The sequence below is a fragment of the Ruegeria atlantica genome (assembly GCF_013032455.1).
In the GTDB taxonomy this organism is placed as follows: Bacteria; Pseudomonadota; Alphaproteobacteria; order Rhodobacterales; family Rhodobacteraceae; genus Ruegeria; species Ruegeria atlantica_B.
In genome coordinates, this window is the sequence record NZ_WQCF01000015.1 from 14,591 (window position 1) to 32,062 (window position 17,472).

Annotated in this window: 19 protein-coding genes; 6 read left to right on the forward strand and 13 right to left on the reverse strand. The window is 56.2% G+C overall.

Annotation, left to right across the window (positions count from 1 at the left end):
- Positions 1–120: 120 nt before the first annotated feature.
- Both rplL and rplJ read right to left on the reverse strand, forming a co-directional pair.
- Positions 121–495, reverse strand: a complete 375-nt coding sequence (rplL, locus tag GOW93_RS18815) for a 50S ribosomal protein L7/L12 (protein WP_008204003.1) — start codon at positions 493–495, stop codon at positions 121–123.
- 79 nt (positions 496–574) lie between these two features.
- Entirely contained in the window at positions 575–1,093 is a 519-nt protein-coding gene (rplJ, locus tag GOW93_RS18820) for a 50S ribosomal protein L10 (protein ID WP_170387618.1), read from the reverse strand.
- A gap of 393 nt (positions 1,094–1,486) precedes the next feature.
- Here rplJ and GOW93_RS18825 point away from each other — a divergent pair, with 393 nt between their 5' ends.
- Both GOW93_RS18825 and GOW93_RS18830 read left to right on the forward strand, forming a co-directional pair.
- Positions 1,487–2,452: an aminoglycoside phosphotransferase family protein gene (locus GOW93_RS18825; RefSeq protein WP_170387620.1), complete on the forward strand. Its 966-nt coding sequence runs from the start codon at positions 1,487–1,489 to the stop codon at positions 2,450–2,452.
- A 159-nt stretch (positions 2,453–2,611) separates the two neighbouring features.
- Positions 2,612–3,652 (forward strand): Hint domain-containing protein, encoded by a 1,041-nt coding sequence (locus tag GOW93_RS18830; RefSeq protein ID WP_170387623.1) that lies wholly within the window; start codon positions 2,612–2,614, stop codon positions 3,650–3,652.
- A gap of 77 nt (positions 3,653–3,729) precedes the next feature.
- Here the strand turns inward: GOW93_RS18830 and rplA are convergent, their stop codons facing one another.
- Together rplA and rplK are read right to left on the reverse strand one after the other, a co-directional pair.
- Positions 3,730–4,428: a 50S ribosomal protein L1 gene (gene rplA, locus GOW93_RS18835; RefSeq protein ID WP_170387625.1), complete on the reverse strand. Its 699-nt coding sequence runs from the start codon at positions 4,426–4,428 to the stop codon at positions 3,730–3,732.
- A gap of 1 nt (position 4,429) precedes the next feature.
- Positions 4,430–4,879, reverse strand: coding sequence for a 50S ribosomal protein L11 (gene rplK, locus GOW93_RS18840; RefSeq protein ID WP_010440985.1), 450 nt, complete (start codon positions 4,877–4,879; stop codon positions 4,430–4,432).
- Positions 4,880–5,262: 383 nt separating this feature from the next.
- Between rplK and GOW93_RS18845 the strand changes: the two genes are divergently transcribed.
- The 4 genes from GOW93_RS18845 to GOW93_RS18860 all read left to right on the forward strand — a co-directional run bounded on the left by GOW93_RS18845 (position 5,263) and on the right by GOW93_RS18860 (position 9,686).
- Positions 5,263–6,474 carry a peptidoglycan-binding domain-containing protein gene (locus tag GOW93_RS18845; protein ID WP_170387627.1) on the forward strand — a complete coding sequence of 404 codons (1,212 nt, stop codon included), beginning with the start codon at positions 5,263–5,265 and terminating at the stop codon, positions 6,472–6,474.
- A gap of 463 nt (positions 6,475–6,937) precedes the next feature.
- On the forward strand, positions 6,938–7,834 hold the full coding sequence (locus GOW93_RS18850; protein WP_170387629.1) for a sulfotransferase domain-containing protein: 897 nt from the start codon (positions 6,938–6,940) through the stop codon (positions 7,832–7,834).
- A 230-nt stretch (positions 7,835–8,064) separates the two neighbouring features.
- Complete coding sequence (locus GOW93_RS18855) at positions 8,065–8,925, forward strand: hypothetical protein (RefSeq protein WP_170387631.1); 861 nt, start codon at positions 8,065–8,067, stop codon at positions 8,923–8,925.
- Positions 8,922–9,686, forward strand: coding sequence for a hypothetical protein (locus tag GOW93_RS18860; RefSeq protein ID WP_170387633.1), 765 nt, complete (start codon positions 8,922–8,924; stop codon positions 9,684–9,686). Before GOW93_RS18855 ends, GOW93_RS18860 begins: the two co-directional genes overlap by 4 nt.
- Positions 9,687–9,818: 132 nt before the next feature.
- Here GOW93_RS18860 and nusG read toward each other — a convergent pair whose 3' ends face one another.
- From nusG to GOW93_RS18905, 9 genes are all read right to left on the reverse strand, one after another.
- Positions 9,819–10,352: a transcription termination/antitermination protein NusG gene (nusG, locus tag GOW93_RS18865; protein ID WP_170387635.1), complete on the reverse strand. Its 534-nt coding sequence runs from the start codon at positions 10,350–10,352 to the stop codon at positions 9,819–9,821.
- A gap of 200 nt (positions 10,353–10,552) precedes the next feature.
- Positions 10,553–10,750: a preprotein translocase subunit SecE gene (secE, locus tag GOW93_RS18870; RefSeq protein ID WP_170387637.1), complete on the reverse strand. Its 198-nt coding sequence runs from the start codon at positions 10,748–10,750 to the stop codon at positions 10,553–10,555.
- Positions 10,751–10,832: 82 nt separating this feature from the next.
- Positions 10,833–10,991: a cbb3-type cytochrome oxidase assembly protein CcoS gene (ccoS, locus tag GOW93_RS18875; RefSeq protein WP_170387639.1), complete on the reverse strand. Its 159-nt coding sequence runs from the start codon at positions 10,989–10,991 to the stop codon at positions 10,833–10,835.
- A gap of 5 nt (positions 10,992–10,996) precedes the next feature.
- A complete protein-coding gene (locus GOW93_RS18880) occupies positions 10,997–13,174 on the reverse strand; it encodes a heavy metal translocating P-type ATPase (RefSeq protein ID WP_170387641.1) in 2,178 nt (725 codons plus the stop codon).
- A 4-nt stretch (positions 13,175–13,178) separates the two neighbouring features.
- Entirely contained in the window at positions 13,179–13,637 is a 459-nt protein-coding gene (locus GOW93_RS18885; protein ID WP_170387643.1) for a FixH family protein, read from the reverse strand.
- Position 13,638: 1 nt separating this feature from the next.
- Complete coding sequence (gene ccoG, locus GOW93_RS18890; protein ID WP_170387645.1) at positions 13,639–15,066, reverse strand: cytochrome c oxidase accessory protein CcoG; 1,428 nt, start codon at positions 15,064–15,066, stop codon at positions 13,639–13,641.
- A gap of 102 nt (positions 15,067–15,168) precedes the next feature.
- Positions 15,169–16,044, reverse strand: a complete 876-nt coding sequence (locus tag GOW93_RS18895; RefSeq protein WP_170387647.1) for a LysR family transcriptional regulator — start codon at positions 16,042–16,044, stop codon at positions 15,169–15,171.
- A gap of 375 nt (positions 16,045–16,419) precedes the next feature.
- Positions 16,420–17,283, reverse strand: a complete 864-nt coding sequence (gene ccoP, locus GOW93_RS18900) for a cytochrome-c oxidase, cbb3-type subunit III (RefSeq protein ID WP_170387649.1) — start codon at positions 17,281–17,283, stop codon at positions 16,420–16,422.
- On the reverse strand, positions 17,280–17,465 hold the full coding sequence (locus GOW93_RS18905) for a cbb3-type cytochrome oxidase subunit 3 (protein WP_170387651.1): 186 nt from the start codon (positions 17,463–17,465) through the stop codon (positions 17,280–17,282). Before GOW93_RS18905 ends, ccoP begins: the two co-directional genes overlap by 4 nt.
- Between the last annotated feature and the right edge of the window lie 7 nt (positions 17,466–17,472).

The window sequence follows — 17,472 nt, forward strand, 5'->3', positions numbered from 1 at the left end:
CCGCGTCTTAGAAAACACCCCAATCCATGAGGCCCTTTCTAAGACAGGTTCGGCTGGACCCGGATTTCTCCGGACCCAGCCAAATTTTTCGGCGCATCAGCGATGCACCAGAGACTAAGCTTAGGCCAGCTCGACTTCGGCGCCAGCTGCTTCCAGCTTGGCTTTGACGTCTTCTGCTTCTGCTTTGTCCACGCCTTCTTTGATCTTGCCGCCGGCTTCGACCAGTTCCTTGGCTTCTTTCAGGCCCAGGCCGGTGATGCCGCGAACTTCTTTGATGACGTTGATTTTCGATGCGCCGGCGTTCTTCAGAACGACGTCGAATTCGGTTTTTTCTTCCTCAGCCGCACCGCCGGCGTCGCCACCAGCAGCCATGACAACTGCGCCGCCTGCTGCGGGCTCGATGCCGTACTCGTCTTTGAGGATGGTTTTCAGTTCTTGTGCTTCCAGCAGGGTCAGACCCACGATGCTTTCTGCGAGTGCTTTCAGATCAGCCATTTTATCAGCTCTTTCCGTTTACAGTGTGTGTTCCAACGTCAGGGGTATTCCCCTACGCAGATCATTCAGTGCCAACCGCTTACGCAGCTTCCGCCTTCTCTTCGATGGTGGAAAGGATGCTTGCGATGTTGCTTGCAGGTGCGCCAATCGCGCCAGCGATGTTCGAAGCAGGTGCGCCAATGCAGCCCACGATCGAAGCAATAAGCTCCTCGCGAGACGGCATTTTCGAAACTGTTTCGACGCCTTTGCGGTCCAGAGCGTTCTCACCCATTGCACCACCAAGAATTTCAAAATTCTTGTTATCCTTGGCGAAGTCCTCGGCCACTTTGGCTGCTGCCACGGGGTCCTCGGAATAGGTCAGAACGGTCATCCCTGTCAGCAGGTCGGCCATGCTTTCACACGGCTTACCCTCAAGGGCGATTTTGGCGAGCCTGTTCTTGGCAACACGCACGGAACCGCCCGCGTCACGAGCACGTGCGCGAAGGTCCTGCATCTCGGCAACTGTCAGACCGGCGTAGTGTGCAACCACTACGACGCCAGAGCTTTCGAAGATTTGGCCGAGTTCCTCGACCACTTTCTCTTTCTGGGCTCTATCCACAGTTCTCTCCAAGTTAGGGGTGATATCTCACCCCGGCTCATATTTGCCGCAGCTTTCGCTCCGGCGTTCAGGTCCGTTGTTACGGGATTGGCCAAAATGCGCCCGAGGGTTGGACCCTCAGAATTCTTTGGTCTTACCCGTCTCAGGCAGGGAATTAAGGGGCCAGATGGACCCACCCACCGTCTTGGACGAAACGAAATAAAGCGCACGACGAATCGCACGCTTTATTCCGCAGTTCTCTTTAGGGCAGATGCGCGGGGTTTCCAAGGGGTAAATTGCCCGTTTGAAGGTTTCGCAAGACATTGCTTTTGGCGGCGATTGACATGCCCTGCCGCCTGGGGTCCTGTCAAACGCAGAACCCTTTGATTAGCCCCTTTCTGGTTGCCCCCAAGCATGTTGGCCCTCACCGAAGATGAACACAGACGCGCCACTGCCTTTGTCGAGGAGTTCTCGCGCTATGTTGCGGCAAGCGGAGTGATACCATTTGAATGCATGTACAGGTCCCATGACTTTGCCGAAACCCGCATGGTGTTACGGATCAAGGGGCCAAAACAGCATTTTGCATTGAAAATTGACACTGCTTCGCCAGAAACAGGGCGGCTCCAAAGCGAATTCGACCTTCTGGTGCGCCTGACCCAGGCATTTGAAAAACACAAGGCATCACGCGTGGTGCGCCCCTGCTATATGTCGCCAAGAGGCATGTTCTTTGTCACCGAGTTCATCGATCGCCCCACCTGCATTGATGTGATCCACAACAGCACCGATGACGATCAGGTCGCTCAGATCTACCGCCGCGCCGGAGCTTGGTTGCATGATCTTCACAGCGTCCAACCGTCCAAGGAATACGGCTTTCGCCCGCGCTGGATGACCGACGGCATCCACGCGCTACTGACCGAAGTGCCACACCATATTCGAAACGAAGGTCAACCAATGACCAAAAAGCTGGAAAGGGATGCGCTGCTGTTAAAAGGCATTCCAGAAACGCAGGTGTTTTCGCACGGAGATTTTCACGGTCAAAACCTGCTGATCGGCCGAGGTGAGATGATTGGCCTGGATTTCACCGAGGCGCGGGAAAAACTGGCGGTCTATGACATCGTTGACTTCCTGAAGGCTGACATCTTTCGCGACGCAACACCCAGCGCCGTAGATCGCACCGGCATTCTGAAACACAACAAAGACATGTTTTTTCGTCGCTATCGGCATCCTGTTCACATGGAGATTCTGGATTTCTGCCTGCGCGCGCGCCTTTTGAAAGACTGGCTGTCTTTGTGGCACATTAAACACGCCTGCAGCACATATGAAGAAGACAGGCGACATCGGCTAGGCGACCGGCTGCGGATCGCGTTTCAAAACGGTTGATCCAGATTGCTCAGGCCCTTTTGACGCAAATGTGCACAGGTTCATGCGTATAACAACATTGACTGGCGTGGTTTAACGCTTTCTCTATGCCATTTAGATAAAAGCGAGCTCGCCGCATTTGAGCCGCCGTAACAAGTATCAGGAAAGTTGATCACACAGATGGTTCTCCGCAGTTTTTTCGCTCAGGACAGCTCCAGCCTCATCGCCACCTTCGTTCCCGGCTCTGCCGACGCCAACGATATCACCGTCGGCGGTTCGATCATCAATAACTCGGATACACCGGACGGAACGATCTTTGTCTATTCCGGCGGCACAGGGACAACGGTCACATTGGACGACACTGGTGGCAGTCCCAATGTGTTCAATGATGATCAAGAAGACGACCATGTCATCACCGACGGTGGTGGGCTTGTCGCCAACGGAACCCAGGTCGAATCTGAGTCCATCATCACGGTGCGCGCACTGGACGAGAATGGAAACCCAACCGGTCCCGAGATTGACGTCTATGTGTTTTCCCAGAACGGCGTTACTCAGGATGTCTGGGGCTATGGTACCTCAGAGCCGCTGGAGCCAGGAACATCCTACATCAAAGTCGGGGGCTCAAACACTGGCAGTTCGAGCTATTCCGACTTCATCACGTGTTTTGGTGCCGGGACACTGATAGACACCGCAGATGGTGTTGAAGAAGTGCAGAACCTTGAACCCGGTCAACTCGTCTGGACCCGCAACAACGGGCTGCAACCGGTGCGGTGGATCGGAACAACAGAGGTGTCAGGCGTTGGTGCCTTTGCTCCCGTGTTGATCGAGGCCGGGGCGCTCGGTAACACACGCGACCTCATCGTATCACAAGAACACCGGGTGCTTATCAAGGCACCAGCGACCGACATGCTGTTCGGATCCCCCGAGGTTTTCGTAGCTGCCAAACACCTGTGTGGCCATCCGGGAATTTCGATCCGCGAAACGGACCGCATCACCTATGTGCATTTCATGTTCGACCGACATCAGATTGTTCGGTCGAACGGCGCGCTGACGGAAAGCTTCTATTTCGGGCAGAGCGCTAAATACGCGTTGTCCTCTCCTCAGCGAGCTGAAATCAGAGCACTTTTCCCATCTGTAGAAGCTATCAATGATGCCTTCCAGCACACCGCAGCCCCAACAATCAATGCGCGTGAAGCCAGCGTCCTGCGCGCCTATCTTTGAAATAAGGCAGGTCTGAAATTGAAAAACCCAGGCTGCTTCCGCAACCTGGGTTTTCATTTCAAGTACATAATCCGAGCTTATTCGCCCGCGGCAGCCGCCACATCCAGAGTCACGCCCGGGCCCATGGTCGAGCTCAAAGCGATCTTCTTCATGTATGTGCCTTTGGCGCCCGACGGCTTGGCCTTGGCAACAGCCGAAACAAATGCACGGACGTTTTCAACCAGTTTGGCTTCGTCAAACGACGCTTTGCCAACACCGGCATGCACAACGCCGCCTTTTTCCGCTTTGAACTGAACTTCACCGCCCTTGGCTGCTTCCACGGCTGTCTTCACGTCCATGGTCACGGTGCCAACCTTGGGGTTCGGCATCAAGTTGCGGGGGCCCAGAACCTTACCCAGACGACCGACGATCGGCATCATGTCCGGGGTTGCGATGCAGCGATCGAATTCGATGGTGCCGCCCTGAATGGTTTCCATCAGGTCCTCTGCGCCAACGATATCTGCGCCTGCTTCTTTTGCTTCATCAGCTTTCGGGCCACGAGCAAAAACAGCTACGCGCATCGCTTTACCGGTGCCGTTCGGCAGGCCGACAACGCCACGAACCATCTGGTCTGCGTGACGGGTGTCAACGCCCAGGTTCATCGCGATTTCGATGGTCTCGTCAAATTTCGAGGTTGCGTTGGACTTAACCAGGGCAACTGCTTCTTCGATCGACAGGTTTTCCTTGCCGGCGACAGCTTCGCGCGCAGCGCGGGTACGTTTACCGAGTTTTGCCATCTTACTTCACCTCGATGCCCATGGAGCGGGCCGAGCCCAGGATGATCTGCATTGCGCCTTCGACGTCGTTGGCGTTCAGATCTTTCATTTTGGCTTCGGCGATTTCACGAACCTGCTTCGAGGTCACAGTTGCCACGGTCTCGCGACCGGGGTTTTCTGCACCACGGGGGCGGTTACGCTTGCCGACCGGCTTCAAACCAGCTGCTTTTTTCAGGTAGTAAGACGCGGGCGGCGTCTTGATGTCCATGGTGAAGGACTTGTCCTGATAGTAGGTGATCACGGTCGGGCACGGAGCGCCGGGCTCCATGTCTGCGGTCTTGGCGTTGAACGCCTTGCAGAATTCCATGATGTTGATGCCGCGCTGACCCAGCGCCGGACCAACTGGCGGCGACGGGTTCGCCTGACCTGCAGGAACCTGCAGTTTCATTGTACCAGCAAGCTTCTTGGCCATTTGGTTTTCCTTTCAACTTAGTCAGGGCGCGCCCCGACCAGATTATGTTGCGTGGTCCGATCCGGGATCGCGATCCCAGCAACCTCCCACGAGAGAATCTCGCCCGAAGACGATAGAGGCGGCGTTTATAGGGGAATGGCGGGGTTGGCAAGTGCCATGGCTTCTGAATTCAAAACCATCGAATCGAGCTCCAATAGGGCAATCGACGGCTCAAGGAATGTGGACCGTTATTAATGATGAGCCGTATTTCACTAAGAACTTAATAGCGCAGTAAAAAGATCGTTTTAACCTACTCATCGGTCGAGGCTCGGCCTTTGTATCACATTAACACTATCTGCCGTGCTATACTCAGGGAAAGTAGACTTTTTCAGTGGAGGCTAATTATGATCATTCGTTTTATTATGACGCTTGGCATCGCGCTTTCCTTTGCTGCGACCGCGCCTCAAATAGCACGGGCTGACGCAGGTGACTTCTTGGGCGGCGCTGTCGTCGGCGGCGTTGCCGGATATCTAATCGGCAAAGACCAGCAAAAGAAAAAGACGCAAACAACGACTCGGACCTATGGGTCGGGCATTCCGTCGACCTCGCAGGGTGCGCAGACTCAGACTGCACTAAATTACTTCGGCTACAACGCAGGACGGGTCGATGGTCAGGTCGGCCGCGGAACACGTGCAGCAATCGAACGCTATCAAGTCTCAATGGGATACCCCGTGAACGGGTATGACTTCCAACCTTATCAGCGTGACTTCCTGATGCAGGCTTACTATTGGGGGACAAGCGGCGGACAAGCCTCTACCCAGCTAGCGGGTCAACCGCTTCTGATGGAATACCGCCGTCAAGTTCAATCGGGTTCTGCGTTGGCAGCGGCTTCTCAACCTCCGGCACAAGCAATCCCGGTCGCAACACCCCAAGAAACCGAGCCCGGGACAAATGCCACGGACACAGAGTCAGCCAGCCTGCCGAGCCTGTTCTCTGGCGGCACCGGAGGTCCGTCGCTGGCCAATCGCTGTAGCGGGGTAATGCTGCAAACATCGACAAATGGCGGCTACACAACACTGTCGAACATGTCCGATCCTGATTTTGCGCTCAGCGAGCAGTTCTGCCTTGCTCGTAGCTACGCGATGGCGCACGGCGAAGATCTGATGCAGGATATCCAGGGGCTGACGCCGGATCAGGTTAGCGCCCAATGCGACGCGTATGGTGGCATGTTGGCACCGCAAGTTGACACCTTGTCTCTCAGCTCGAAAACCGACGCGGAAACCCAGATGCGCCAACTTGCGTTGGAGTCCGGACTAAGCCCCGAAGATCTTGCAGCTACAAGCAAGGTCTGCCTGGCAATTGGATACCGTCAGGACAACATGGACACCGCGGTTGGATCCGCACTAATGCTAGTCGCAATGGGCGAGCCAGCCTACGGTGAGTTGATCGGACACCATCTGCGCGAAGGTTTCGGAGTGCGGGAACGTCCCGATCTTGCCATGCAGTGGTATGATGCGAGCCTTTCGGCTTTGGACGCCGGATCGCAAGCTGTCTTCTTACCGTCCCAATCCGACCGACCGCAACTCCTCCGAGCGGCGATGATGCAGGCGCAATAAGTCGATGCAAATACGGTATGGGCGGCTGTGGCGCTGAAACCAAAACTCGCGTCATTTCATATCGCGTCGCAGCCTTATAAAATAAGCCGGTGAGATTGATCAGCGCTGCTTCGAAGCTTGTGTGAAATCCAGGTCATTCGAGGTTACGGACCGAAGATCAAAACAGAAGACTGACAGCCGCGCCTGACCTGGTCTGTTTAGCGTGCTCCGAGCCAGAAATGCGATCCCTGCAAATTCCGACCAGAGTATCTCGCCCGAAAAAATAGACGTGAAATGAGCAGGGAAACAGTGGGGCTGGCAAGAGGTGGGCGTTAAACTTGGCATAACCGCTTTGGGCCCGAAAAGCGCGTGCTCAGCCCAATCTATCTTAGCAACTTCAGGACCTAGTATTGCCGCGGATTCTTTCTCGGATTGGCGTTTTGTGGCAGACTGATACTTTTACGGCGCTGGAGGGATCGGGAAAATGAACGGGCTTGAATCACCAAAGAAAACACGGGAATTTCACAACCACCACTTTGACTCCACCATGTGGAATGATTTTGAATTTCGTGATGACGATATCATCATCGCCACCTATGCAAAGTCCGGAACGACTTGGGTTCAGCAAATCGTCGCTCAGCTGATATTCAATGGTGCAGAGGATCTCGACGTCGCCGAGATGTCGCCGTGGCTAGACCTTCGGGTGCCACCCAAAGAGGTTAAGTTGCCAGCAGTCGCATCGCAAACGCACCGCCGCTTCTTGAAAACACATTTGCCAGTGGATGCGCTCGTTTTTTCCGAACAAGCCAAATACATATACATTGGGCGCGATGGACGGGACGTAGTGTGGAGCTTTCATAACCATCATGCGAATGCGAACGACACTTGGTATGAAGTTTTGAATGAAACGCCTGGTCGGGTAGGCCCACCGATCGAAAGACCAACACGAGATACTGTTCAGTACTTCAGGGAATGGTTGGATAGTGATGGTTATCCGATGTGGCCTTTCTGGGAAAATATTCGAACATGGTGGGAGATACGCGATCTACCCAACGTGCAACTCATCCATTTTGAAGCTCTTAAACGCGACATGCCGGGGGAAATTCGCCGCATCGCAGATTTCCTCGACATTGAGATCGACGAAAGCCGTTGGGATGCGATTCTCAAGCACTGTTCCTTTGACTACATGAAAGCACATGCAAGCAAGTCCGTCCCTGGAGGCGGTATATTTTGGGATGGTGGAGCAGAGACATTCATCCATCGTGGCGTGAACGGTCGTTGGCGTGAGGTTCTCCCAGAAGAGGACAAAGCCCGCTACGAGGCTAGGGCCTTGGCAGAGCTCGGGCCGGAATGCAGCAATTGGCTAGCGTCTGGAAAATAATAACATCACAGATACCATCCTGTCGAAACCCACGAACAGGCCGTCATTGGCGGAGGACCAGAGGAGGAGGCCGATTGCCCCTTTGCCTCAATTGACCCGATTGAGACCCAATCATTCCTCAATGCCAGTCGGATTTTGCGGAACAAACCAATTAATCTGAATACTTCAGTTGCTTAAGAGACGCTGGCGAGTATCTTGAGGCAACTTACCTATTTAAGAGGTGATCTGGGATGGCATCATCTCGAACAAACAAAGGACTGCTGATTTGCGTTCTGTTGGCAATGTTGCCGGGATGCGGCAGCAAGGCCCAAGATCAGGGTGCAACGTCCGAAACGGCCACCCAAGCCGATGGCTCTAATAACACTGCTTCATTCGCAACATCGGGAATTGATCCTGCCACCTATGCCGGCCGGTTTCAGATCAAACTGACCAAGGAAGTTCCGCTGCGCGATATTCCCGTTCCCTTCACCGTCTACAGCGGCCTCGAAGAAGCCAGCCCAACCCGTTTGCGGTTGAAGGCCTTCATGGACTTGCGCGGATTGCAGGAAAAAGCGCCTCAGATTCTGACTGGGCCCTTGGAGGAAAGCTGCAAACGCCAGATATACCTCGAGATCCGAGACGTTACCGCCATAGGTGAAACCGTAAAGGTTGAGGGTTCAGCCCGTGCCCAATTCACGCGGTGCAAACGGAATGAAGAACCAGGCTTTCGTTACTTTGGCGCGACCGTAGACGCGGTTGCGATTGCCAAAGCCGTGGTAAAGGACCAATGCCTTACATTCAGCATTGAAGGAGTTGATCTTGACCCCCGCGGGTTCATCGGCGCTATCTCCAACCTTTTCGGGCTGACCAACCGCATTAACGAAGCCGTTTTAGAAAAGGGTGGCGAGTTTTTGGCAGCCAATCCGGTTTGCCCGCCACTGCCCGAAGAATTCACCGTTCTCGACCCGATCTATGAATCCGGAGGCACACGCGAAATCGCTCCTGGAGGGATGGGGGCAGCCGTTGTCGGGTCCGCGGATGTCAGCGCCGAAACGATAGTCAAAGTCCTCGGGGGGCTGAAGGAACTTGGCGTATTGGAGTTTGCGGAATGAGGCTTTGGTTTTTGATACCGGCTTTGATGGCAGCTGCACTGGGTGCCCGAGATGCCAACGCTCAACAGGTGCATTTTGACATCGACGCGACCCTACCGGTTCGTGATACGGAATTGCCGTACACGCTTGATCTGAATCTAACCGCTGCGGCCCCGACCCGGATTGGGGTGGGCGCTCTTCTCGATCTGCGTGAAATACAGAAAATTGTGCCAGAGCGGATGGCTGACAATGCGATTGTCGACAATTGCGGCCTGCAAGTGCGCCTTGATGATTTGAGCTTTCAAGCCCAGGACGAGGCAATCGGTCTGGACGGGGGCGTGACCATCACGATCTTCGAATGCAGCCGAACCAGCGAACGCGACTTTCAGCGAGGTGAACAAAAAAGGGCTATTCTGGCGAACATGTCCACCCAAGCGACTGTCGAGCTGCGTAACAACTGCGCCTATTTCAAGCTGATTGATCTTACCCTTACAGCCCCCGAAGCGCAGCGAGAGCAACTCCTTGAGGACGATACGCTCGACTCCGTAAAAGAACTGATGCTGGCCGCCGTAGACCTTGTCTTGAATGAAACCCCGTTGTGTCCCGAACTGCCCGCAGAACTTGCGTCACTTGACCCGGTTTATGAAAATGGTGGCCCAATGGAGATCGGAGACGGCGGGCTTGGTGTGTTCTTGGACGGCTCTGTGGATGTCAGCCCGTCGACAATTCTCGACATTCTTACAGTCCTTCAACAAAGAAAACTGATTCCCGGCCCGCCATAACCGCAAAGCACTTTGATGGGTCTCGTAGTAACCTGCTCTTCGCTTTCGAGTTTGAGAACTGGGTTGTAATGAAAACAAAAACGCCGCGATGCTCGTGGCAGCGCGGCGTTAATAAATAAGCTGGCGGGCTTATTAGCCCTGCTTCGTAACCTGCGTGAAGTCCAGCTCAACCGGGGTTTCGCGGCCAAAGATCGAAACCGATACCTTCAGTTTCTGGTTCTCGTCGTCCACGCCTTCGACCATGCCGTCGAAATCCTCGAACGGGCCATCGTTGACCTTGACCTTCTCGCCAACCTCGAAAGTGATCATTAGCTTGGGCGCTTCTTCACCTTCCTGAACGCGGTTGAGGATCTGGTTCACCTCGGCATCGCGCATCGGCATTGGGCGGCCCTGCGGGCCCAGGAAACCGGTGACGCGGTTGATCGAGTTCACTAGGTGATAGCCCTGATCGGACATTTCCATATGCACCAGCACGTAGCCGGGCATGAAGCGGCGTTCGGTCGTAACCTTCTTGCCCCGGCGCACTTCGATCACCTCTTCGGTGGGCACCAGAACTTCGTCAATATCGTCCTCAAGGCCCTGCTCGGCCACGGACGTGCGGATCTGTTCTGCGATCTTCTTTTCGAAATTCGAAAGAACGCTGACCGAGTACCACCGTTTCGCCATGAACCTGTCGTCCTTGTTTGCCTTCGGTACCTTCGGAATGCCTGAAGCACCGTCATTGAAATTCTATCTCGTGACCCGGAATAAAAAGCGGCGCGCAGCCCGAATCGCCGCACGCCCATTCCGAATAGTACCGTGTCAACTACTCTGACATCGCGCGCTGTGCAAGGGGGCAGTGGCGTTTCCGCACTGCCGGAACCACCTTAGCCGAACATGCCGAGGACCAGTTGCAATCCGCCGCGAATGCCTAGATCAACTAGCGCGAAGAATACGGCCGTCAGCGCCGCCATGATGAACACCATGACCGTGGTCAGCAACACCTCGCGACGTGTCGGCCAGACGACCTTTGCAACTTCGGCACGGACTTGCTGAATGAACTGGATCGGATTCAAAGTTGCCATTTGGCTTGTTTCTCTCTGCTAGCGGATAGGCCGGACATAACCGGGCATTGCGGCAATTTCAAGGGCGGTTGGACGCGACGGATCAGGGCTTGGGCTTGTCGTCCCATTCATCACTTAGGATGCGGCGCGCATCGCCCTCGGGGTCGTCATATTGGTTGGACCGAACCGTATAGATGAAAGCCACAAGGCCAACCCCTCCCAAAAACAGGGAAATCGGTATCAGATAGGCCAGAACTTCCATATCAATTACCTCAGGCGCAGGGCATTCAGGGACACAGTGATGGACGAGGTCGACATCGCCAGCGCCGCAATCAGAGGCGTGGCTAAACCGGCCACCGCCAGCGGCACTGCAACAATATTATAGACGGTGGCGATACGGAAGTTCTCGCGAATCCGTTTGGTCGCTTTGACGGCGGTGTCGCAGGCGTCGGCAATCGGGGCCAGATCGTTGCCCAGTAGCACAATATCCGACGCTACCCGCGCTGCGTCCAGCGCCGAGGCTGGTGAGATCGACACATGCGCAGCCGCCAGTGCGGCTGTGTCGTTCAAGCCATCGCCAACCATCAGCACACGGCGCCCCTGTTCGCTCAGTTCCTGCACGCGGGCGGCCTTATCCTGTGGCAAAGCCTGTGCGATCCAGTTTTCAATCCCAAGCTTTTCAGCCAGGCCCTGAACTGCGCCCTGCGTGTCACCTGATATGAGGAGGACTTCCTTGCCCACATCCCGGAACGCCTGCACAGCCTCAGCAGCGCCAGGGCGTAAGCTGTCAGAGAACAGAAAAGCCACCGGTTCCTGCCCTGCGATCGACAACCAAGCGGCAGTCTGATTGCCTTCGTCCGCGCCAGCCCATGCCGCCCGGCCCAGACGGACGGACTGACCCTGACGTGAGCCTTCGGTGCCATATCCCGGCACTTCGACAACACCGGTCAAGCGAGCCGGTTTGATCCCGGCCTCCCGCGCGGATTTAGCCAGCGAAACCGACAGTGGGTGCGAGGACGCCTCGGCCAAAGCCAGAGCGACCTCAAGATCAACTCGGGAATGGTCCCCCAGGTTAGTCAGTTCAGGCGCACCCGAGGTCAACGTACCGGTCTTGTCGAACACGACCGTATCGACCTCAGCCAGACGTTCCAGCGCGGTGGCATGCTTGATGAGCATCCCCTTGCGGAACAGGCGCCCTGAGGCTGCTGTGGTCACCGCAGGGACCGCGAGACCCAGCGCGCAGGGGCAGGTTATGATCAGAACGGCAGCGGCGATGTTCAACGCAGTGCGGATATCGCCAGAATAAATGTACCAGCCCAGAAAGCTGAGCGCCGACAGGATATGCACACCCGGCGCGTAAAGTTTGGCCGCCTTGTCCGCCAGCGAGGTATAGCGCGACCGGCCGGATTCAGCGATGGCCACCAGATCGGCCATACGATGCAGCGACGTGTCCTCGCCCACCGCGGTTGCCCGGATCGTCAGGGGACCGGTCAGATTAACCTCACCTGCGCTGACATTCAGACCCGCTTCGGCGAAGACAGGCAGGGTTTCTCCGGTAAGCAGGGACCGGTCGAGCTCCGACTGACCCGAGACAATCTCGCCATCCACCGGCATACGCCCACCGGGACGTACGAGGATCAGATCACCGACGTTCAGCGCAGCAACGGCAACCTCTTCTTCCGCATCACCGACCAGTCGAATGGCGCGCGGCACCTCAAGCGCAGTCAGTTCCTCAGCCGCAGACCGCGCGGCGGCACGCGTGCGGTAGTCCAGATACCGACCGGCCAGCAGGAAAAAAGTCAGCGTCAGAGCCGCGTCGAAATAGGCGTGCTCACCGCTTAACGCGGTTTCCCAAAGCGATGTCACCAGCGCCAGCACGATTGCCAAAACAATCGGCACGTCCATGTTCAGCCTTCGAACACGCAAGGCCGACCAGGCATTTGCAAAGAAAGGCCGTCCCGAAAACGCAATCGCAGGCAACGCAATCGCCGCCGAGATCCAGTGGAACATGTCGCGCGTGGCATCCGAAGCCCCAGACCACACCGACACGGACAGCAGCATGACGTTCATCGAGGCAAACCCGGCCACCGCCAGCCGCATCAGCAGATCACGTCCTGCCTTGTCCGCCTGCGTGGCGGATAACGCGCCGGGGTCCAATTCATGCGCCTCAAAGCCCGCACGCTCCAACACCGGTATCAGGTCGACGGCGCGCAGATCGGGCGCAGCTTTGATCATTGCACGCTTGAGCGTCAGGTTGACCCTTGCGCTCTCAACCCCCGGATGGGCGTTCAGCTCACGTTCAACGGTCGCAATACAGGCCGAGCAATGAATGCCCGGCAACGACAGCGCAATCTGCACATCCTGAGGGATTGGCCGCGCCGGTTCCGCCGGACTGGCAATGCACCCCGGACAGGCTGCCGTGCCAGATGTCAGCTGTGCCGTCATCCGGTCACCCCTTCACATATAGCGGCACACGCTGCGCGAATTCCGCCCCGTCCCGATCCTTGGCGACAAGACGGATATTCCAGTTCCCCTCACCCAGCGCTGCCGGGGTCGAGTAGGCCTGACCGTCAAAAGTGAAATCAGGCGAGAAATCCTCTTTCACATGGGTGGCACGCCCAACTACGGCCTGCAGTTCGGCCACTTCGACCGGTGCGCCAGTTTTGTCGGTGATATACAGAATCAACAGACCGCCCTTCACCTCAGCCCGGATGTCCCAGCCCAGCGCCTGCTGTTCCTGCAGCCGCTCATTGAATTCCTGACTTGCGACATAGGAATTTTTGACCTCGAGCCCCGGAAAAGTTTTAACCGCGCTGTAGGCCAGCACAAGGTTCACGGCGATGATCACACCAAAGGCCGCGACAAATACCGCAAGGGCATGCTTTCCGGTAAACTGACGCTCGGCCATTTTAGTTTCCTCGTCCGTTGAACGTGGTGTCCTTCGAGGCACGCTCACCACTCTTCAGATCTTCAACCCAGATCCGGACCGGAGTCGAATCCGCAGCCGCCGGACCAGTTTCCTTACGCGCAATGATGTACACGCGTTGCAGCTGAGCAGTATCCGCCGTGACGTTGACGGTATCAAGGTTTGTGCCTTCGATCACCACTCGCATCGCGGGGTCACCAGAGAGGGACAGTTTGAACAGACGATCCTCGCCATGTTTGTTGCGCAGACGCACGTCATAGGTATTACGGATCGTGCCGTCTGACAGGGTTACGAAGGTCGGGTTGCGCACCGGTGCCACGGTCAGGTCGATATCCGAGCGGATGAATAGGGCGAACAACAAGGCAAAACCGACCGCCGCCCACATGGACGTGTACATGATGGTCCGGGGCCGCAGGATATGTTTCCAAACATTCTTTGGCGGCTGACCGGATTTTTCACGTGTCTCGTCACTCAGAGCCATATAGTCGACAAGACCGCGCGGCTTCCCGATCTTAGCCATCATGTCATCGCAAGCATCGATGCACAGCGCGCAGGTGATACACTCCAATTGCTGACCATCGCGAATGTCGATGCCTACCGGGCAGACGTTCACGCAAGCCATGCAATCGATGCAATCACCCAACTCGGAATCGGCTGTTCGTTTACCCTTGCCGCGCGGTTCACCCCGCCATTCACGGTAGCCCACGACCAGAGTGTCCTCATCCATCATTGCGGCCTGAATACGCGGCCACGGGCAGGCGTAGATGCAGATTTGTTCGCGGGCAAACCCACCGAACAAAAAGGTCGTACCAGTCAGAATAAGAACGGTAGTGTATGCGACCGGGTGTGCATTGCCGGTGACCAGATCGCGCAGCAACGTCGGCGCGTCGGCGAAATAAAACACCCAGGCCCCGCCCGTCGCCAGACCGATCAACAGCCAGACGGTCCATTTCGTCACCCGCAGTCGGACCTTGCGGAAATCCAGTTTTTCCTGACGATGCAGGCGCAAACGCGCATTTCGGTCACCTTCGATCCAACGCTCGACAAGAATATAGAGGTCGGTCCACACCGTCTGCGGACAAGCGTAGCCGCACCAGACACGTCCCAGCGCTGAGGTGAACAGAAACAGCCCCAGACCCGCCATGATCAGCAGGCCCGCCACGAAATAAAACTCATGCGGCCAGATTTCGATCCAAAAGAAGTAAAAACGCCGGTTTGCCAGATCCAACAGCACTGCCTGATCCGGCAGGCTGGGCCCACGGTCCCACCTGATCCACGGTGTAATGTAGTAAATGCCCAGCGTTACCGCGAGGATGATCCATTTCAGGTTTCGAAACGGCCCGGACACGCGTCTGGGAAAAATCGGCTCCCTTGCAGCGTAAAGGCTGGGGGCGGGGTCGGAATCGCTCACGAGCTGGCTCCAGATATGGCTGGTATAATAGGCGTCTTCTTCCAGAACACAAAGATAGCCACTTTGACATGGGTCAAAAGCGCATCGCACAGACACCTTTTGTCACATCTTACCAGCTTGTCGCCTGAGCCAGCCAACAAAAGTTTTGACCGCAGGGCGCAACGGCGTATTTCCGGTAACAATGTGGTATCCAAGCGTGCCACGCTCTCGAAACAGCTCAATGACACGTCCGGCTTCAATATCGGCCTCAACAAAATGTCGCACCGTGACTGCCGCGCCTTGACCAGCCCGCACCCCCTCCAACACCAGGTTTCCGGGCATTGCGATCCGACCTGCGCTGGGGCCTCGCTCGGCACCGTGCCGGGCCAGCCAAGTGGTGGTTTCAGTGCTACCAAGCTCCTCAAGCCAGGGCAATTTGCTCAGTTCATCCGGCGTCAAGGACGTCTTACCACCCAACAATGAGGGCGCGGCAACGATCACGATAGGGCTTTGCAGCAACAATTCCGCATTCAGGCCCGGCCAATCGCCATCGCCGTACCGGATCGCAACATCCACTCCACCTGGGCGCAAACTCACAATCTTGGGCGAAGGATCCAGCGCCAAGGGGATATCTGAATGGAGGGCCTGAAACGCCGGCAGGCGTGGCATTAGCCAAGAAGCGGCAAAAGTAGGGGTCAATGAAACATGAACGGGGCGATCCTCTGCAAGGTGCATCAGATCAGCGACGGCATCTCCAATGGCACCAAACCCAAGCTGCAGGGAACGGGCCAGTTTTTCGCCTTCGGCTGTTAGCCGCAGTGACTTCCCGCGCCGATCCAACAGGGCGGTACCAAGATGTTTTTCGAGCGCACGCAACTGCTGACTAATGGCAGCGTGGCTAACATTCAATAAATCGCCGGCCTTTACCACGTTCCTGGTTTGGGCAAAGGCATGAAAGGCTTTCAGAGATGAAAGCGGCGGCATCTTCATCCAGTCCATATGTAATCCATACTTACATAACCGAATTACAATTGAGTCGCATTTTCGCCCCGAAAGATCAATCTTGAACTCAATCGGAAGAACGAAAAGGAAAGATAAGATGCTGTCAATTCTCGCTCAATCATTCCGGGTTGCAACCCAGACGGATACCCACAAAACACCTGAATACCCGGAGAGGGCCGTCAATGAGTACTGGTGGAAGAAAACTAAGCGCGCTTCACATTCCTGTTCGAAATAACAGGCACTATGGACCGGACCAAAACGGGTCACTAGTCTTAGGTTGTAGCACCGGCTGTTCAGGAAACGCGCGAACAGATGGAACAGCCGGTGCCTCAACCTTCGGGCGGCGAGCCGTCCGAAGGTATTCTTTTGCCGTTACTGACCGCCACCCAACTGGTGGACGTAAGCCGTGACAGCGCGGATCTGCGCATCGGTCAGACGGTTTTCCCAAGCGGGCATCACGCCAAAGCGGCTGTAAGTAACCGTTTCGGTCAGAGCCTCTTCGCTGCCGCCATAGAGCCAGATCGCATCAGTCAGGTTCGGTGCGCCCTGGAAGACATCGCCAGTGCCGTCCTCGCCGTGGCAAGCCGCGCAATTGTCTTCAAAGACAACCTTGCCTGCCTGTGCCGCCGCGTCATCAGACTGAGCATTGGTCAGCGACATCACGTACTGAACCACTTGGGCGATTTCTTCCTTTTCGAGGATTTCGCCAAAGGCCGGCATCTCGGAATAGCGTGCATCGTCGCTTTCTTCGTTCCGGATACCGTGGGCAATGGTGAACTCGATATCTTCGAGCGTACCGCCCCACAGCCATGCGTCATCCAGCAAGTTCGGGAAGCCTGGCGCACCCTGTGCACCCGAGCCGTGACACTGTGCACACCAGGTGCGGAACACCGCGCCGCCTGCGTTCACTGCGTATTGCTGCAGTTCAGCATCGGACGAAATCTGCTCCAGCGGCGTTTCGACCAGCTTGGCATTCCACGGCGCATTGGCCTCTTCAAAGGAAACCATTTCTTCCTGCACTTCACCGCGCGAGGACCAGCCGGTCACGCCAGCCGTTGCCGACTGCACCAGAGGCCATGCGGGATACATGATCGTGTAGATCACACCCCAGATGATGGTGACGTAGAAGGTCCACAGCCACCAGCGGGGCATCGGGTTGTCGAACTCTTCCAAACCGTCCCAGCTGTGCCCGGTTGTCTTAGGGTCGCCCGGCAGTTTTTCAGGTGTTTTGCTCATGGCCGCGCCTCCTTGGATGTGGCGGGTTTATCTTCGTGCCGGAAGGGGATGTTGGCGGTGTCCTTGTATTCCTTGCTGGCGCCGGGGCGGAAAACCCAGACAATGATGCCAACAAAGAAGACAAACAGCACAAGCAGCATCCAGCTATCCGCGAACTGCCGTAAGAGTGTATATTCTTCCATCACACCC

Coding starts and splice junctions, on each gene's coding strand:
- rplL (WP_008204003.1), bottom strand. CDS start 495: ATGGCTGATCTGAAAGCACTCGCAGAAAGCATCGTGGGTCTGACCCTG.
- GOW93_RS18825 (WP_170387620.1), top strand. CDS start 1,487: ATGTTGGCCCTCACCGAAGATGAACACAGACGCGCCACTGCCTTTGTC.
- GOW93_RS18830 (WP_170387623.1), top strand. CDS start 2,612: ATGGTTCTCCGCAGTTTTTTCGCTCAGGACAGCTCCAGCCTCATCGCC.
- rplA (WP_170387625.1), bottom strand. CDS start 4,428: ATGGCAAAACTCGGTAAACGTACCCGCGCTGCGCGCGAAGCTGTCGCC.
- rplK (WP_010440985.1), bottom strand. CDS start 4,879: ATGGCCAAGAAGCTTGCTGGTACAATGAAACTGCAGGTTCCTGCAGGT.
- GOW93_RS18845 (WP_170387627.1), top strand. CDS start 5,263: ATGATCATTCGTTTTATTATGACGCTTGGCATCGCGCTTTCCTTTGCT.
- GOW93_RS18850 (WP_170387629.1), top strand. CDS start 6,938: ATGAACGGGCTTGAATCACCAAAGAAAACACGGGAATTTCACAACCAC.
- GOW93_RS18855 (WP_170387631.1), top strand. CDS start 8,065: ATGGCATCATCTCGAACAAACAAAGGACTGCTGATTTGCGTTCTGTTG.
- GOW93_RS18860 (WP_170387633.1), top strand. CDS start 8,922: ATGAGGCTTTGGTTTTTGATACCGGCTTTGATGGCAGCTGCACTGGGT.
- nusG (WP_170387635.1), bottom strand. CDS start 10,352: ATGGCGAAACGGTGGTACTCGGTCAGCGTTCTTTCGAATTTCGAAAAG.
- secE (WP_170387637.1), bottom strand. CDS start 10,750: ATGGCAACTTTGAATCCGATCCAGTTCATTCAGCAAGTCCGTGCCGAA.
- ccoS (WP_170387639.1), bottom strand. CDS start 10,991: ATGGAAGTTCTGGCCTATCTGATACCGATTTCCCTGTTTTTGGGAGGG.
- GOW93_RS18880 (WP_170387641.1), bottom strand. CDS start 13,174: ATGACGGCACAGCTGACATCTGGCACGGCAGCCTGTCCGGGGTGCATT.
- GOW93_RS18885 (WP_170387643.1), bottom strand. CDS start 13,637: ATGGCCGAGCGTCAGTTTACCGGAAAGCATGCCCTTGCGGTATTTGTC.
- GOW93_RS18895 (WP_170387647.1), bottom strand. CDS start 16,044: ATGGACTGGATGAAGATGCCGCCGCTTTCATCTCTGAAAGCCTTTCAT.
- ccoP (WP_170387649.1), bottom strand. CDS start 17,283: ATGAGCAAAACACCTGAAAAACTGCCGGGCGACCCTAAGACAACCGGG.
- GOW93_RS18905 (WP_170387651.1), bottom strand. CDS start 17,465: ATGGAAGAATATACACTCTTACGGCAGTTCGCGGATAGCTGGATGCTG.